This is a genomic window from Saccharothrix sp. CCNWYY140, from assembly GCF_037401995.1.
GTDB lineage: Bacteria > Actinomycetota > Actinomycetes > Mycobacteriales > Pseudonocardiaceae > Actinosynnema.
In genome coordinates, this window is sequence record NZ_JBBEGC010000095.1 from 12,841 (window position 1) to 28,561 (window position 15,721).

Consider the following 15,721-nt stretch of genomic DNA (forward strand, 5'->3'; position numbering starts at 1 on the left):
AGTCTGACCTACGGCACCATCTTCTTACCGCGCGCCGCCCGTTGAGCCTTGATCATCGAGAACCGCTCGGCCTGCGCCTTCTTGTCGCCGAAGGTCAGCTCCGAGATGGCGTCGTAGACCTCCTCGGGGTTCGGCAGGTACTCGATCCGGTTCAACGCCTGGATCTGACCGGCCGACTCCACGATCAGGGTGCCGAAGCCGAACATGCGCCCGAGCACCGAACGCTCGTAGGTGAGGTCGGTGACCTTGCTGATCGGCATCATGGCGACCTTGGTCTCGAAGACCCCCGAGGAGATCATGAACCGCTTGTCGGTCACGACGATGCGCTCCACCCACCACTCCATGACGAAGTAGGTCAGCCTGAGCAGCACGAACAGCGCTACGTACCAGAGGATGTTCTGCACCACGCCCAGGCTCTGGGGCAGCAGGTACGAGATCATCATGCAGCCGGCGAGCAGCGCCGCCGCCTCCAGGAGATCCCAGAGCAGACTGCTCCAGTGCCTGCGGACCCGGATGACCCGCCGCTCCGTCGGGAGCAGGTACTCGTCGGGGTCACGTGGTGCGAACATGCCTGTGGACCCTTCGCCGTGGGTGGAGGTGCCGGGCGCCTACCTCAGAACAATTGTTTCACGAAGGTGATGAGCGCCTCAGCGGCTTCCCGCAGCGTGCCCAGGATGTTCTGCACCAGCTGAGCCGCCTGGTTGGGCTCCGCGATGAGGAAGAACAGGAGCAAGCCGACCCCGGCGAAGGTGAGAATCTTCTTCAGATTCACGGTGATCAACCCCGTTCGCTACCGCACCCGTTTGGCGCCAGTGAAAACCGTTGTACCGCACCACGCGGCACCTTGGGAGTTTTGTACCGCACTTGGGTCAGCCTCCTGCACCGCCGTTGAGGGGTCACTACACTGAGTCACCGTGACGGCCGATAGAGCCCCCTTGATCCGCTGTGTCGGCGGCATCGTGCATGACTCGAACGGGCGACTGCTACTCGTGCGAAGGGCCAATCCCCCAGGTGAGGGACGGTGGTCGGTACCGGGTGGACGAGTCGAGCCCGGCGAGGACGACCACGCGGCCCTGATCCGCGAAATCCGTGAGGAGACGGGACTCTCCGTGACGGTGGGCGCGTGGATCGGCAGCGTCACCCGTCCGGCGGTGCACGGCGTCTACGACATCCACGACTACGCCTGCCAGGTGCGATCCGGTGTGCTCCGAGCGGGGGACGACGCGGCCGAGGTCGGGTGGGTGACCACTGCGATCTTGGACACACTTCCGCTCACCGAAGGCCTCCGCGAGGCCCTCCAGGCGTGGGGGCAGCTGCCGCGGGCCTGATCGACTTCGCCCGATCGTGGCTGGTGGGCTGCGGGGGTGCACATGAAACGTGTTGGACGCTCGCAAAGTTTCCGGGCCTGGAACATCGCGAGCGTCCAACACGAAAACACTCAGGGCAGCCAGGTCAGCCGTTGGCCGTGGAGGGCGGTCTTGGCGAGGGCCTTGGCCGAGCGGACCTCACCTTCCTCGATCCGCGCGATGCCCAGCACCCCGAACGCCGACTCCTCGGCCCGCAGGTCGTCCCGCCCCGGCAGCACGTGCTCCAGCCCGGCCGCGTAGGACTCGTGGCTGACCCACCACACCGGCCGGTCCAGCTCGCGCAGGGCCGCCACGAACGAAGCGCCCGGCACGTACGCCAGCACGTTGCTGGTGATCACGACCAGCGGCAGCTCGGCGGGCACCAGCGCCGCCGCCCGCCCGAGGTCCGCGACGGCGTCGCCCTCGACCAGGGTGGGCGGGGACTTGCGCTGCACGGTCGCCGCCACGCCGAACAGCCGCAGGCGCTCGGGCTGGTCGGCCCAGACGCACGCCTCCAGCCACGCGTGGGTGTCCTCGTCGGCCAGGTCCGCGGGCGCCCGGTCCAGGCCGACCTTCGCGCCGACCTTCACCGTCTTCGGGATCTTGGGCAGCACCGCCCCGGGCGCCAGCCCCAGCGCGCAGTGCACGCCCACCGCCGCCTTCGCGGGACCGGCGACGAGCTGACCGGCCTCCTGGGTCTGGTAGCGGTAGCCGTACTGGTCCAGGCCCAGCAGCAGGCCCGCGGAGCAGCCGACCTCCAGCAGCCCGACCGGTCCCTTCACCAGCGCGACCGCCGGGTACAGCAGGGCCGCCCGGCGCACCTCGTTGGTCTGCGTCGTGCGGGTCGCGATCAGCTCGCGCATGCGGTCCGCGCGGTCCAGGACGAAGGACCGGAACAGCGGCCACGTGCCCTCGTCGGGGCCGTAGGTCCCACCCAGCGACGGGTAGTAGTTGGACAGCTCGTGGAACGGCTCGGCCTGCACGAGCCGGTGCGCCGCCGCCAGGAGCAGGGTCGCGTGGGCGAAGTGCTCCGGGGCGGCGGTCAGCAGTCCGGCGACCTCCGGGTCCCGCGCGGCGTGCGCGGCCAGGTGCTCGTAGAGCGGGGAGACGCCGTGCGCCTCCCGCTCGGCGAACCGGGCCAGTCGCTGCCGCGCGAGGTCCACGGAGGTCATCTCACTCCTTCGGCTCGGGCCTACCCGGCTGCTCGCCACCGCGGGCGTCGCCGTAGGACCGCTTGGGCACCATCACCTTGCGGCGGAACACGCAGACGACCGTGCCGTCCTGCTTGTACCCGCGGGTCTCGACGTAGACCACGCCCCGGTCGTCCTTCGACTTCGACGGGGTCTTGTCGAGCACCTCCGTCTCACCGTAGATGGTGTCGCCGTGGAAGGTCGGCTTGATGTGCCGCAGCGACTCGACCTCCAGGTTCGCGATCGCCTTGCCCGACACGTCCGGCACGGACATGCCCAGCAGCAGCGAGTAGATGTAGTTGCCGACCACGACGTTCTTGCCGAAGTCGGTGGTCTCCGCCGCGTAGTGCGCGTCCATGTGCAGCGGGTGGTGGTTCATGGTGAGCAGGCAGAACAGGTGGTCGTCGTACTCGGTGACCGTCTTCCCGGGCCAGTGCTTGTAGACCGCGCCGACCTCGAACTCCTCGTAGTAACGCCCGAACTGCACCGCACGCCTCCGTTGGCTATCTGGGCCTGTGATCGAGAACCTTCACGACCGGGGGGACAGTGTGAGCGCGGGGGGAGTACCCTCGGCAACTGGTCTGTGAGCGACTCCACCGCCGCGGACGACCGACCCGAGGAGGTGAGGACTACCGATGAGTAACGACCCCCATCCTGCGAGTACCTCGCGCGTCCTCAGCGGAGGGTCGATCTTCTAGGGCCCGAGCAGTACCCGGTCGGGGACGTGCCGTCGTCGTTCGTCGTGCAGTCGACGCCCCCACTGGAGGACTCCGTGCCCAGCTTGCCCTCGCTCGGCGGCTTGAGAGGCCGCGTGCCCGACCGCGACCGCCCCGCGGTGCCGATCCCGGTGCCGCTGTCGGCGTACGTGGTCGACTGCGGCGTGTACGTCGACGGCGAGCGCCTGCCCGGCCGGTGGTCGCACACCGCCGCCGTGGAGGAAGTGCGCAAGCGCGGCGACGGTTTCGTGTGGATCGGCCTGCACGAGCCGGACGAGGAGCAGATCCAGGGCGTCGCCGAGACGTTCGGGCTGCACGAGCTGGCCGTCGAGGACGCGGTGCACGCGCACCAGCGGCCCAAGCTGGAGCGGTACGACAACACGCTGTTCATGGTGCTCAAGACCGTGCGGTACGTGCAGAACGCGTCGCCCGACACGGCCAACGAGATCGTGGAGAGCGGCGAGGTCATGGTGTTCCTGGGCCGCGACTTCGTCGTCACCGTGCGGCACGGCAACCACTCCGGCCTGGCCGTGGTGCGGCGGGAGCTGGAGGCGGAGCCGGAGCGGCTGAAGGTCGGGCCGGCGGCGGTGCTGTACTCGATCGCCGACCACGTGGTGGACAACTACCTCGAGGTGACCGATCACATCGAGGACGACATCGACCAGATGGAAGCGCTGGTGTTCGCGCCGCGCAGCCGGGTCAGCGCCGACCAGATCTACCTGATGAAGCGCGAGGTCCTCGAGCTGCGCCGCGCGGTGATGCCGCTGGCTGTGCCGCTGCGCAGGCTGGCCGAGGGCTACACGCCGCTGATCCCCGAGCAGGTGCGGTCGTACTTCCGCGACGTCGACGACCACCTGACCGAGGTGTCGGAGCGCGTGATCAACTTCGACGAGCTGCTCACCACGCTGGTGAACGCGACGCTGGCGAAGATCACGCTCCAGCAGAACTCGGACATGCGCAAGATCTCCGCGTGGGTCGCGATCATCTCGGTCCCCACGATGGTGGTCGGCGTGTACGGCATGAACTTCGACTTCATGCCGGAGCTGCGCTGGAAGTACGGCTACCCGATGGTGATCGCGGTGATCCTGGTCGCCTGCCTCACGCTCTACCGAATATTCCGTCGGAACCGCTGGCTGTAGCCCTCGTCCACCCCGACCCCGACGGGATGTTCCGACATGACCAGAATGTTCACCAACCTGCGCTTTTGGATCGTGGCCTTCTTGATCGGCTGGCTCACCACGGTCACCGTGCTCATCGCGACCGGCAACTGACGCCCCACCCGCGCCGCCTCCTCCCCGCGGGAGGCGGCGCGCGGCGGCTCAGCCGAAGGTCCAGCTCTTGACCCAGCCCAGGAGCCCGCCGGACCCGACCTTGGCCTTGCCGGCGAACTCCGTCGCGGCCTGGTCGATCCGGTCGGCGGCCTGGAGCAGGTTCGCGTAGTCGACCTTCGGGTGCCAGTACTTCGCGGCGTGCACCTCTTCGTCGTCCTCGATGTCTTTCCGGTACTCCGCGTGGAGCACTTTCCACTTGTTGTCGGTGAAGAGCTCGCCGAACTGCCAGAGCGGGTTGTCCGCCCGGTTCAGCAGGACGGCCGCCACGACTTCGCGGAATTCGAGGTAGTCCTCCGCCTTGCCCTCGCCGAACTCGGTGTGGTGCATGTCGGCTTTGAAGACGTCGCCGCGCACCATTTCGCGCTGGATCTCGGCCATGTCCTGTTCGGTGGCGGCCACCCGCTGCTGTCCGGCCACGACCGAGTACTGCAACTTGTTGAACGTGGTCAGCCCGGCCCACAGCCGCGTGCCGTGCACGCCCACCTCGTGCACCAGCGTGCTCAGGCGTTGCGCGCTGGTCTTGGTCGCGGCGAGGTTGAGGACGATGCGGAGGCTGAGCCCCTGCATGGCCCGCACGACGCTGAACTTGTGCTGGCCGAACAGGTAGCTCTCGTCGCCCAGGCCGGTGTAGACGACGTCGGAGTAACCGTAGTACTTCGCCTGGGGACTGGTTTCGACGTGCACGAGTAAATCGAATCTGGAATCTCTGTCCTGGGCTCTCCGGTAGATGATCCCGGCCCCGGCTTGGGAATTCTCGAACGCGGCCTTCAGCACATCGGCGACGTCCTCGTCCACTGCGCGCAACTGCTTGTCGTCATACATCTGGCACAGAGTAGTCGGCCGGGGGCGCCTGGCTCAGGACCAGACGAGTGACGCAGAAATGCGGAATTCAGGCCCAGGGCTGGGTGTGCCACTCGAACGGCACGCCGTGACCCGCGCCCGAACCCAACCGCAGCGACACCCCGGCCGGCCAGAGCCTCAGCAGCAACTGGAACTCGTACCGGTCGGGGTGGGTGCGGCGGGGTTCGAAGACCAGCAGCGCGAGCGGGGCCATGCGGGTCGCGCGGGCGGCGGCGTCGGCCAGGACCGCGCGGCCCATCGCGCGGTCGGCGGGTGAGGCGTACTGCCAGACCACCGAGTGCCACACGACGGTCAGGACGTCCCGTTCGGGCCGGGCGAGCTGGTCGACCAGCCACTCCGGTCCCGCCGCGCGGCGCACCGGGACGGGGTCCAGGACGGCGAGGTCCAGCGCGGCCTGGAGGCGCCGCCAGCGCGGGAGCTGGTCGGCCCACACGAACGACGACAGGTGCAGCCGGCCGTCCTCGGTGGACACGTCGACCGGGTTCAGGTCGCAGCCCGCCCGACCGACCAGGCGCAGGTGGTGGAGCGCCAGGTCGACGGGCGGGCGGCCGGTCCAGCCGACGTCGAGCACGAGCGGGCTGCCCGGGTCGCCCAGCACGGCGTCCCCGACGCGGTAGGCCACGCGGTGCGGGCGCAGGTTCAGGCCGCCGGACGCCCCCACCTCCAGCAGCTTCACGCAGAACGGGGTCCGCCGGCCCGCGGCCTCGGCGGCCAGGTGCGTCGCGGTGTGCAGCCCGCCGAACAGGGGCGCGCTGCGGCCCGGCTCGTTGGTCTGCGGGACGGTCGAGGCGATCAGGGCGCGCAGCTCGTCGGCGTGCTCGTCCAGGACGGGCAGCGCGTCCTCCCACAACGTCGGCAGGTGCGGCCGGCCGCCCGCGGTCGGGTAGTGCGCGGCCAGCGTGGGCGCGCGGCCCTCCAGCACCAGCCGGTGCAGCGCGCCCGCGAACCGCAGTCCCGGGACGGTGCCGCCGCGGTCGCACTCGCTGCCCGCCATGACCTTCGCCGTGATCCCGCCGCGCGTCAGGTCGTCCGCCGCCGACACCAGCAGGGTGTGGGTGAGCGGGCTGTGGGGGCGGCAGATGGCGGCGGCGTCGAGGAACAGCTCGGCGAGCACCCTTGGCACGGTAGACCGGTTCCCCCGGGGTGGCACCAGGGGTGACGCCGGATTTCACCTGGATCGTCGGCAGGCGGCCGGGCGCTTAGGCTCGGTGGGTGCCCAAGGTGCTCGCGGTGGCGGACGAGGTGGTCGACCGGCTGTGGACCGACCAGGTGCGGCGGCACGACGTCGACCTGGTCGTCGCGGCGGGCGACCTGCCGTTCGACTACCTGGAGTTCCTGTCCTCGGCGCTGGACCGGCCGTGCGTGTTCGTGCCGGGCAACCACGACGCGGACCTGTCCGGGTACTCCAACGTCCGGGGCCTGTGGACCCGGGCGGGTCTGCCCGCGCGCTGGCCCGGTCCGGCGGGCGGGGTCAACGCCGACGGGGCGGTCGTGGACGTGGCGGGGCTGCGGATCGCCGGGCTGGGCGGGTCGATCCGGTACAACGACGGGCCCAACCAGTGGACCGAGCGACAGCAAGCGCGCCGGCTGCGGCGGGTCGCGCGGCTCGCGGTGTGGCGGAAGCTGCGCGACGGCCGGGACGTCGACGTCCTGCTCACCCACTCCCCGCCGCTGGACTGCGGCGACGAGCCCGACCCGCCGCACCGGGGTTTCGCGTGCCTGCACGACGGGGTGCGCAGGCTGCGGCCGAAACTGCTGCTGCACGGCCACATCCACCCGCACGGCGCCGCCAAGCCCGACCGGCGGCTCGGGTCGACCCGGGTGGTGAACGTGGTGGGGTACAAGGTGCTGGAGGTTCCCTGATGCGCCGCGACACCGGTTTCCCGCAGGCCGACGCCGAGAACGACTTCCTGCGCGCCCGACGCCGGCAGGTGCTGTCGCGGTTGGCGACGTGGCTGCGCCGCGAGCCGGACGACGTGAACATCATGCTGCCCTTCCACGAGGTCGTGGAGGCGTTGGGGCTGGTCAGCGAACGGCGGCTGGGCCTCCAGACGATCCGCCTGGATTCGGTCGTCGGCAGCGTCGACCGGACCCGCGACTTCGACCGCCGCTTCCGCCCCACGTCGGCCCGGACCCGGGAGCGCTGGCAGCGGCTGGCGCTGGCGGCGCGGCGGGGCGAGGCCGTGCCGCCCATCGAGGTGTACCGGGTGGGCGACCTGCACTTCGTCCAGGACGGGCACCACCGGGTGTCGGTCGCGCACGCCTTGGGCCTGACCACCATCGACGCGTACGTGACCGAGGTGGTGACGAGGATCGCCGCGCACGGCATCAGGCACCGCGGCGACCTGATCGTCAAGGACTACCGGCGGCTGTTCCTGGAACGCGTGCCGCTGTCGGGCCAGGCCAGGGCGGAGGTCCTGCTGTCGGACCCGTGGGACTACGCGGAACTCGGCGAGCACGTGGAGGCGTGGGGCTTCCGCCTGATGCAGGACGAGGGCGCCCTGCTGGACCGCGCCACGGTGGCGACGCGCTGGTACCGCGAGGAGTACGTGCCGGTGGTGGAGATGCTGCGCCAGGCACACCTGGTGGGGGACCGGACGGAGACGGAGGCGTACATGTGGGTGGCGGCCGAACGCTACCGCCTGATCCGCACGCACCGGTGGGACCAGGACGTGATCGACGCCCTGCGGTCGCGGCGGCGCTGACCGTCTCGGGAGCTATCGTGTAGTCATGGCATCCCCCGCCGAGGCGTTCGAGCCAGGCGCCGACCACGGCCCGCCCGCGGCGGACCCGGTCGCCATCCGGGCTTGCCTCACGCCGATGCTCGTCGCCGAGTTCGACCGCGAGTGGGAACTCGTGCTCGACCGGGCCAAGCAGTCGAAGGACCTCGCCGGCGTGCGGGACCTGCTCGGCAAGTGGCGCCACATCGCGTACGGCGAACTCCGCGCACCCGGCTCCTACTACCGGATGCTGGCCAAGGCGGAGCAGGTCCAACGCCTGGGCGCCAACCCGGACGCAGCGTCGATCGAGGACCTGAAGGCCCTGATCCGCGAACGGCAGGCAGACTGACCTTGTACCGCGTGGTCCCCGACGCCACGACCATCGACCAGGTCGCGGCGTTGCCCCTCCAGGCGTTGACCGACTACGCCGAAGTGCTCGCCGTCCTGGAAGTGCAGCCGTGGAGCGGTCACCCGCAGCACCAGGACAACCCGGACGCGGCGGTCCGCTACTGGTTCTTCGGCCCCGACCGCGCAGGTCAGGTGGTCTACCTCATCCTGGAGGAGCAACGCGAGGTACACCTGCTCCTCGTGCAATGGCTGTCCTGAGCGGTCGCTGGGCTCAGCGCTGGCCTTCGAACTTGGGCAGCGGGCGGGCCTGGTCCATGACGCGGTCGGTGTAGCTGTCCAGGAGGCGGGTCGCGATCTGCTGGGAGTAGCCCAGGATGACGGCCCACAGCAGCAACGCCGCCTGCGACGCCACCCCGATCAGGCCCGTGGTCACGCCCGCGCCCAGCGCCAGGATGCCGATCACCGCCAGGGCCGAGCCCAGCAGGATCTTGATCGTCGCCTGGTAGCCGATCATCACGTACGGCGAGAGGCTCGGCCGGCGGCGCAGGAGCAGCACCACGGCCGACAGGATCGCCCCGAACGCGCCCAGCACCTGGATGAGCCACACGTCCGCGCCGGCCGCCGCCTTCCCCGACGGGCACACCGTCGGCAGCCGCTCGGAGCCGACGCACATCGGGATCCAGCCCGGCTTGGACCAGCCGATGACACCCAGCAGGGTGTTCACCACGAACAGCACCACCGACGCGGCGATCAGCTTGTTCCGCAACGCCCGGGAGCCCGCGTGCGCGAAGTCGGACTTGTCGAACGAGGCCCGCAGCGCGTCGACCACGATCTCCCGTTCGATGGACAGCGGGAACTCGCCCGGCCGCATCTCCTCCAGCGCGACGCGCCGGGGGTCGTCCTCGTCGAGGTTCTCGGCGACCCTGGCCTTCAACCCCGGCAACCGCCCGAGGAACCCGTCCCCGGCCGCGACCACCGCGATCTCCGCTTCGTGCAACGACCGCCACGCCCGCTCGATGTGCCAGCCGGACCACCAGGAGGCCACGGTCTTCAGCCGCGACTCCTCCCGGTTGATCATGTCGTCCACGACGGCCGCCTCCTGCCGCGCGACCTCCCGCCACTGCTGGCTCTCGGGGTCGAGCGGGTCGGGAGGGCCGAGGGCGGCGAGGTCGGCACGCACGCGGTCCAACCGCGACTGGACCACCAGTCGCCAATCGGTCACCCTCGGCCTGCGCGTCCCCACCCTTCGATGGTGACACCGGCCGGTTCCGATTTGATCAGCCGTCCGAGTGAGGGGCCGGGGCCGCCGTGTAGCGCGACCGGGTCTCGGGCCGGCCGACCGCACCCCCCGGTGGCAGTCGGCCCGCCCGGCTCGACCCAGCCACCGCGCGGGGGCGGCCAGGCCCGTCACAGGGGATCAGGCGGTGCGGCCCGGTTCCACGAGTTCGCGCAGGCGTGGGGGCATGCGCTTCTCCAGGCCGAACGGTTCCAGGTGGGCCTGGAGGACGCCCTCGAAGGCCCGCTTCACCGACGTCGTGTCCCAGCTGTCGCTCTCCAGGATCGGCTGCTTGAAGTACGGGTGCCCGACCAGGTGCAGCTGCCTGCCGTTGCAGCGCACGATCTGGCCCGTGATGCCCTCCGCCGCGTCGCTGAGCAGGAACAGCACCAGCGGCGCGACCTTGCCCGGGGTGCGGTCGGCCGGGATGGCCCTCAGCGACCGCTCGGACTTCCACACCATGCGGGTGTGGGCGACCGGGCACACCGCGTTCACGCGGATGCCCTCGGACTCCAGGTCCAGCGCCCACGAGAGGCTGAGCGAGGCCACCGCGCCCTTGGTCGCCGCGTAGGTGGCGAGTTTGCGCTGGCCGAAGAACGCGCCGGACGAAATGTTCACGATCGAGCCGCTGCCCTGTTCGCGCATCGAGCGCATGGCCGCGACTCCGGTGTATATGACACCCAGCAGGTTCACCTCGACCGTTCGTCGCACGCTTTCCGGGTCGTCGTCCCACGGTTGGGTCTCGTAGTTCAGGCCGGCGTTGTTCACCAGGCCGTCGAGGCGCCCGAACTCGGTCACGCACATTCCGACGATCTTCTCGGCCTCGGTCGGGTCGGTCACGGTGTGCGTGCTCGCCACCGCCCGGCCCCCGTAGGCGCGGATGTGCTCCGCGACCTGTTCGGCGAGGTCGGCGTCCACGTCGTTGACCACCACCGCGGCGCCCGCCTGCGCCGCGTGCATCGCGTAGGCCTCGCCCAGCCCCCGCCCGGCACCGGTGATCACGACTGCTTTCCCGTCAAGAATCCCCATTGCGCGCTCTCTTCTGTGCTCGGCGGTCTCCCCTACCCCGACGCCCGTCGATCGGGGTTATCCCCGCCTTCGACCAGCGTGGGGACCGGCAGAAGAGAAAGCCGCGCGAAAGCGGCGAGATGCGGTTTTGCTGCGCTGAATGGCCTATGGAGTTCGTCCCGGCCTATGGTCTTGGCTGGTCAGTAACTCACGGTGACAGTGACAAAAGGGGGTCATCCGCGCACGTCGGATGACCCCCTCGTCAATCACTCGGCGGAATACGTGAGGTTGCGCCCCGTGTCGGGGTCGAACAACTGCACCTTGTCGGCGTCGAACCAGATCTCGGCCTGCTCACCCTCGGTGGCCGTCGAGGCCGCCGAGATCCGGGTGACCAGCGAGACGCCGCTGCCGGGCACGTCCGCGGACCCGGCGTCGGCCGCCAACTCGGCCAGCTCCTGCGAGGTGGCCTGCTCGCCGGCCAGGCTGAAGTAGGCGAACTTGTCCGAGCCCATCGACTCCAGCACGTCCACGTGGTCGGTGAACGTCACCCCGTGGGACCGCTGGTGCTCCTCCACCAGCCGGGCGTCCTCGAAGTGCTCGGGCCGCAGGCCCATGATCACCTCGCGGGGCGCGTCGGAGCCCTCCAGCAGCCGCCGCACCCGGTCGGTAAGCGGGACGTCGCCCAGCGCCGAGCGCAGCGTCCCGTCCTCCAGCGCGGCGGGCACGAAGTTCATCGACGGCGAGCCGATGAACCCCGCGACGAACAGGTTGGCGGGGTGGTCGTAGAGGAACTGCGGGGCGCCGATCTGCTGGACGGCCCCGCCGCGCATCACCACGACCCGGTCGCCGAGGGTCATCGCCTCGGTCTGGTCGTGCGTGACGTACACGGTGGTGGTGCCCAGCTGCTTCTGCAAGCGCGACACCGACGTCCGCATCTGCACGCGCAGCTTGGCGTCCAGGTTGGACAGCGGCTCGTCCATGAGGAACGCCTTCGGGCTGCGCACGATCGCCCGCCCCATCGCCACGCGCTGCCGCTGGCCGCCGGACAGGTTGGACGGCTTGCGGTCCAGGTGCTGGGTCAGGTCCAGGATCTCGGCGGCGTCCCGGACCTTCTTCTCCACGGTGGCGTTGTCGACCTTCGCCAGCCGCAGCGGGAAGGCCATGTTCTCCTTCACCGTCATGTGCGGGTACAGCGCGTAGGACTGGAACACCATCGCGATGTCCCGGTCCTTGGGCGCGCGCTCGTTGACCCGCTCGCCGCCGATGCGCAGCTCGCCGGACGTGATGTCCTCCAGCCCGGCGATCATGTTCAGCGTCGTGGACTTCCCGCACCCCGACGGGCCGACCAGGATGATGAACTCGCCGTCGGCGATCTCGATGTCCACGTCCTTCACGGCCAGGGCGCCGTCCGGGTACTGCTTGGTCACCTTGTCGAGCACGATCTCGGACATTGCCTCACCCCTTGACGGCGCCGGAGGTCAGACCGGCGACGATCCGACGCTGGAAGAACAACACGAACAGGATGATCGGGATGGTGATCACCACCGCGGCGGCGGCGATCGACCCGGTCGGGTCCTCGAACTGGGAGCTGCCGGTGAAGAACGACAGCGCCACCGGGACCGTGCGCGAGCGCTCGGTGGAGGTCAGCGAGATCGCGAACAGGAAGTCGTTCCAGCAGAAGATGAACACCAGGATGGCCGTGGTGAACACGCCCGGCGCGGCCAGCGGCGCGATGACCCGGCGGAACGCCTGCCCGGGGGTCGCGCCGTCCATCTTCGCGGCCTTCTCCAGCTCCCACGGGATCTCGCGGAAGAACGCCGACAGCGTGTAGATCGCCAGCGGCAGCGCGAAGGTGATGTAGGGCAGGATCAGGCCGGGCCAGGTGTCGAACAGGCCCAGCGACCGCTCGATCTGGAACAGCGGGGAGATCAGCGAGATCTGCGGGAACATCGACACCAGCAGCGAGACGCCCACCAGGATCCGCTTGCCGGGGAAGTCCAGGCGGGCGATCGCGTAGGCGGCCATCGTGCCGAACACGACCGCGATGGCGGTGGCGATCAGCGCGATGCCGATCGAGTTGACCAGCGCCCGCACGAACTCCGTGGTGGAGAAGATCGCCGCGTAGTTGTCGAAGGTCCACTCGCGCGGGATGAAGTTGCCGTCCGCGAGGGTGGCCTTGGACTTGAACGACAGCGACACGATCCACAGCACGGGGAACAGCGCGTAGGCCACGACGAGGATGTTGAGCACCGTCCAGCGGGCCTTGCGGCCCGTCGTCTCGGCGCCGCCGATGCCGGCCATCAGCGCCTCCCCCCGTTGTCGCTGCCCGGCGCGGCCGTGCCGAACAGCTTGATGAAGACGAACGCGATGATCGCCACGGCGATGAAGATCAGCACCGACATGGTGGAGCCGATGCCGAGGTTCAGGCCCTTGATCAGGTTGTTGTAGGTGATCATGGAGACCGAGGACGTGCCCTGTGACCCGCCGGTGAGCACGAACAGGTTGTCGAAGATGCGGAACGCGTCGAGGGTGCGGAACAGCAGCGCCACCAGGATCGCGGGCTTCATCACCGGCACCATGACCTTGGTGAACCGCTGCCAGGCGTTCGCGCCGTCCATCGCGGCGGCCTTGAGCAGGTCGTCGGGCACCAGGGCCAGGCCCGCCATCAGCAGCAGGGCCATGAACGGCGTGGTCTTCCAGATCTCGGCCAGGATCACGACCATGACGGCCGGGATCTTCTGGGTCAGCACGGGTTCGCCGCCGGCCACGATCTCGGCGAGGTAGCCGGTGCCCGGCGTCCACGCGTAGCGCCACGAGAACGCGGCGACGACGGTGACGATGCCGTACGGGATGAGCGAGGACGTCCGCACGATGCCGCGCCCGACCAGCGTGCGGTGCATGATCAACGCCAGCACCATGCCCAGCACCAGCTCGATCACGACGGACACCACGGTGATCACGATCGTGATCCACATGGCGTTCCACCAGTAGGCGTTGGACAGGACGGTGACGTAGTTGTCCAGGCCGACGAACTCCTGCCGGTCCGGGAACTTCAGGTCGTAGCGCTGGAGGGACAGCCAGATCGAGTAGATGATCGGCCACCCGGCGACCGCGGCCATCACGATGATCGCCGGGGCGCACAGCAGGAGCCCGAGGCGGCGTTCGGCCTTCTTGCCCTCGGACAGGGCGGCCTTGGCCTTGGGCGAGAGCTTCGGCTCCTTGGTCTCCGTGGTGAGTGCGTGGCTCACGGCAGCACCCCCTTCGAGTCGAGCGCGTCCTGCAACTCCTGCCTCAGGCGGTCCGCCGTGGCCCGCGGGTCGATGTTGGCGGGCGGGGACAGGATCGTGGAGATGACGGTCGAGACGTTCTGGTAGGCGGGGGTGCGCGGGCGGACGCTCGCGCCCTTCAGCGTCTCCAGGATCGCTTCCTTCATCGGGTACGGCTTGGCCATCTCGGGGTCGTCGTAGACCGACTCGATGGTCGGCGGGACACCGTCGTTGATGGCGGCGAACTTCTGGCTCTCGGCGCTGCGCAGGCACATGACCGCGTCGAAGGACTGCTCGGAGTGCTCGGTGAAGGCGCTGACGGCGTAGTTGATGCCGCCGACGGTCACCTTCGCTTCGTCACCGTTGATGGAGGGGTAGGGCGCCCACTTGAAGTTGGGCGCGAACTCGGGCTTCTTCTGGGCGGCGGCGTAGACGTAGGGCCAGTTGAGCATGAACGCGGCCTTGCCGTTCTCCATCGCCAGCCGGGCGTCGTCCTCCGCGAAGTTGGAGAAGGACGGGTCGACCACCGGGGAGGTGGCGAAGGTCTTGAGGACCTCCAGCGCCTTGACGGCGTTGTCGTCCACGATCGCCTTGGTGCCGTTCTCGTCGAGGATCTGCCCGCCCGCGGAGTTGACGAGCGTGTTGAACAGGACGACCAGGCCCTCGTACTGCTTGCCCTGGGCCTCGACCAGGCCGGGTTTGCCCTGGTTCTTCAGCTCGGTGCCCAGCTTGATCATCTCGTCCCAGGTCTTGGGCGGGGTCGGGACGAGGTCGCTGCGGTACCAGAGGAGTTGGACGTTGGTGTTGTCCGGAGCGCCGTAGAGGCGGCCCTCGTAGCGAGCCGTGTCCAGCGGTGTCTCCAGCGTGCCGTTCTCGACCTGGGACTTGGCGGACCCGGTGAACTCCTTGATCCAGCCGGCCTTGGCCAGCTCGGCGGTCCACGTGACGTCCAGGGCGAGGACGTCCATGCCGGAGTCCTCGGCGGCGAGCCGGCGGACCATCTGCTCGCGCTGGCCGTCGGCCTCGCGGGGCAGCTTGTGGTAGACGATCTGGTAGCCGTCGGCCTGCTGGTTGCAGCGGTCGACGATCTTCTGGAAGTTCTCCTGCGGGTACTTGTAGACGTTGATGGTGACCCCGCCGCCACCCGAGCCGCACCCCGCCAACACGGAAGCCGCGACCAGCGCGGCACCTCCGGCGGCGGCCAACCGATGACGCCTCATCGGCCCTGCCCTCCTTCCCGACGAACGGAGGAGCCAGACCGCACCGCCCGGCACCTCGTCGTGCCCACCGACACGGCCGCGGCACGGCCGACCGGTGGATCGAACGTAGGCCTGGTGATCAGGTGCCGCAACCACCGGAGCCCGGAACGGCACTACCCGGTGATCACCGATTCCAAACCAGTGGTTCGGCGAGTGGTCGGTGCGTGGGTGTGGGGGTGGGTGCCGGGTGGGTGGGTGGTGGAGCGGGGTGTGCTGGGGCGGGGTGGGCACGGGCGGGTGTGGCCGGCGGCGGGGCGGGTGTGGCCGGCGGCGGGGCGGGGGCGGCTGGCGGCAGGGCGGGGCGCGGTGGGGGCGGCTGGTGGCGAGGCGGAGGCGGCAGGCGGCACGGTGCGGTGGGGGGCGGCTGGCGGCACGGCGAAGGCGGCGGCACGGCGCGGCG

At 69.7% G+C, this 15,721-nt stretch carries 18 protein-coding genes and 1 pseudogene; 7 read left to right on the forward strand and 12 right to left on the reverse strand.

Annotated elements, in window-relative coordinates:
* Window positions 1–8: 8 nt before the first annotated feature.
* Both WBN91_RS29820 and WBN91_RS29825 read right to left on the reverse strand, forming a co-directional pair.
* Window positions 9–569, reverse strand: a complete 561-nt coding sequence (locus tag WBN91_RS29820) for a PH domain-containing protein (protein WP_337725164.1) — start codon at window positions 567–569, stop codon at window positions 9–11.
* Between the two features lie 44 nt (window positions 570–613).
* Window positions 614–772, reverse strand: coding sequence for a hypothetical protein (locus WBN91_RS29825; protein WP_309116804.1), 159 nt, complete (start codon window positions 770–772; stop codon window positions 614–616).
* A 163-nt stretch (window positions 773–935) separates the two neighbouring features.
* On the opposite strand from WBN91_RS29825, the gene WBN91_RS29830 reads away from it, so the two are divergent.
* Window positions 936–1,328: an NUDIX hydrolase gene (locus tag WBN91_RS29830; RefSeq protein ID WP_337725217.1), complete on the forward strand. Its 393-nt coding sequence runs from the start codon at window positions 936–938 to the stop codon at window positions 1,326–1,328.
* Window positions 1,329–1,438: 110 nt separating this feature from the next.
* Here the strand turns inward: WBN91_RS29830 and WBN91_RS29835 are convergent, their stop codons facing one another.
* Complete coding sequence (locus WBN91_RS29835; RefSeq protein WP_337725165.1) at window positions 1,439–2,518, reverse strand: DUF2332 domain-containing protein; 1,080 nt, start codon at window positions 2,516–2,518, stop codon at window positions 1,439–1,441.
* Window position 2,519: 1 nt separating this feature from the next.
* Complete coding sequence (locus tag WBN91_RS29840) at window positions 2,520–3,023, reverse strand: MaoC family dehydratase (RefSeq protein WP_337725166.1); 504 nt, start codon at window positions 3,021–3,023, stop codon at window positions 2,520–2,522.
* Window positions 3,024–3,308: 285 nt separating this feature from the next.
* Between WBN91_RS29840 and corA the strand changes: the two genes are divergently transcribed.
* The gene (gene corA, locus WBN91_RS29845; protein ID WP_337725218.1) at window positions 3,309–4,391 is read left to right on the forward strand and encodes a magnesium/cobalt transporter CorA; all 1,083 of its coding nucleotides are present in this window, start codon (window positions 3,309–3,311) and stop codon (window positions 4,389–4,391) included.
* A gap of 180 nt (window positions 4,392–4,571) precedes the next feature.
* Here the strand turns inward: corA and WBN91_RS29850 are convergent, their stop codons facing one another.
* Both WBN91_RS29850 and WBN91_RS29855 read right to left on the reverse strand, forming a co-directional pair.
* The gene (locus WBN91_RS29850) at window positions 4,572–5,405 is read right to left on the reverse strand and encodes a hypothetical protein (protein ID WP_337725167.1); all 834 of its coding nucleotides are present in this window, start codon (window positions 5,403–5,405) and stop codon (window positions 4,572–4,574) included.
* 67 nt (window positions 5,406–5,472) lie between these two features.
* Window positions 5,473–6,558 carry a DUF2332 domain-containing protein gene (locus WBN91_RS29855; protein ID WP_337725168.1) on the reverse strand — a complete coding sequence of 362 codons (1,086 nt, stop codon included), beginning with the start codon at window positions 6,556–6,558 and terminating at the stop codon, window positions 5,473–5,475.
* 98 nt (window positions 6,559–6,656) lie between these two features.
* Between WBN91_RS29855 and WBN91_RS29860 the strand changes: the two genes are divergently transcribed.
* From WBN91_RS29860 to WBN91_RS29875, 4 genes are read left to right on the forward strand one after another with little or no spacing between them, the layout of a single operon-like run.
* Window positions 6,657–7,307 (forward strand): metallophosphoesterase family protein, encoded by a 651-nt coding sequence (locus WBN91_RS29860; RefSeq protein ID WP_337725169.1) that lies wholly within the window; start codon window positions 6,657–6,659, stop codon window positions 7,305–7,307.
* Window positions 7,307–8,149, forward strand: coding sequence for a chromosome partitioning protein ParB (locus tag WBN91_RS29865; protein ID WP_337725170.1), 843 nt, complete (start codon window positions 7,307–7,309; stop codon window positions 8,147–8,149). Before WBN91_RS29860 ends, WBN91_RS29865 begins: the two co-directional genes overlap by 1 nt.
* 25 nt (window positions 8,150–8,174) lie before the next feature.
* Window positions 8,175–8,513, forward strand: a complete 339-nt coding sequence (locus WBN91_RS29870; RefSeq protein WP_337725171.1) for a DUF6247 family protein — start codon at window positions 8,175–8,177, stop codon at window positions 8,511–8,513.
* Window positions 8,514–8,524: 11 nt separating this feature from the next.
* Window positions 8,525–8,770, forward strand: coding sequence for a hypothetical protein (locus tag WBN91_RS29875; protein WP_337725172.1), 246 nt, complete (start codon window positions 8,525–8,527; stop codon window positions 8,768–8,770).
* 13 nt (window positions 8,771–8,783) lie between these two features.
* On the opposite strand, the gene WBN91_RS29880 is transcribed toward WBN91_RS29875, so the two are convergent.
* The 6 genes from WBN91_RS29880 to WBN91_RS29905 form a co-directional block, all read right to left on the reverse strand.
* Window positions 8,784–9,734 carry a hypothetical protein gene (locus WBN91_RS29880; RefSeq protein ID WP_337725173.1) on the reverse strand — a complete coding sequence of 317 codons (951 nt, stop codon included), beginning with the start codon at window positions 9,732–9,734 and terminating at the stop codon, window positions 8,784–8,786.
* A 195-nt stretch (window positions 9,735–9,929) separates the two neighbouring features.
* Window positions 9,930–10,817 (reverse strand): SDR family NAD(P)-dependent oxidoreductase, encoded by an 888-nt coding sequence (locus tag WBN91_RS29885; protein ID WP_337725174.1) that lies wholly within the window; start codon window positions 10,815–10,817, stop codon window positions 9,930–9,932.
* A 245-nt stretch (window positions 10,818–11,062) separates the two neighbouring features.
* Window positions 11,063–12,247 (reverse strand): ABC transporter ATP-binding protein, encoded by a 1,185-nt coding sequence (locus WBN91_RS29890; protein ID WP_337725175.1) that lies wholly within the window; start codon window positions 12,245–12,247, stop codon window positions 11,063–11,065.
* 4 nt (window positions 12,248–12,251) lie between these two features.
* Window positions 12,252–13,097 (reverse strand): carbohydrate ABC transporter permease, encoded by an 846-nt coding sequence (locus tag WBN91_RS29895; protein WP_337725176.1) that lies wholly within the window; start codon window positions 13,095–13,097, stop codon window positions 12,252–12,254.
* Window positions 13,097–14,044, reverse strand: coding sequence for a carbohydrate ABC transporter permease (locus WBN91_RS29900; protein WP_337725177.1), 948 nt, complete (start codon window positions 14,042–14,044; stop codon window positions 13,097–13,099). Before WBN91_RS29900 ends, WBN91_RS29895 begins: the two co-directional genes overlap by 1 nt.
* Window positions 14,041–15,282, reverse strand: coding sequence for an ABC transporter substrate-binding protein (locus tag WBN91_RS29905; RefSeq protein WP_337725178.1), 1,242 nt, complete (start codon window positions 15,280–15,282; stop codon window positions 14,041–14,043). Before WBN91_RS29905 ends, WBN91_RS29900 begins: the two co-directional genes overlap by 4 nt.
* Before the next feature lie 192 nt (window positions 15,283–15,474).
* Between WBN91_RS29905 and WBN91_RS29910 the strand changes: the two are divergent.
* Window positions 15,475–15,721, forward strand: a pseudogene (locus WBN91_RS29910) (hypothetical protein); the annotation flags it as partial.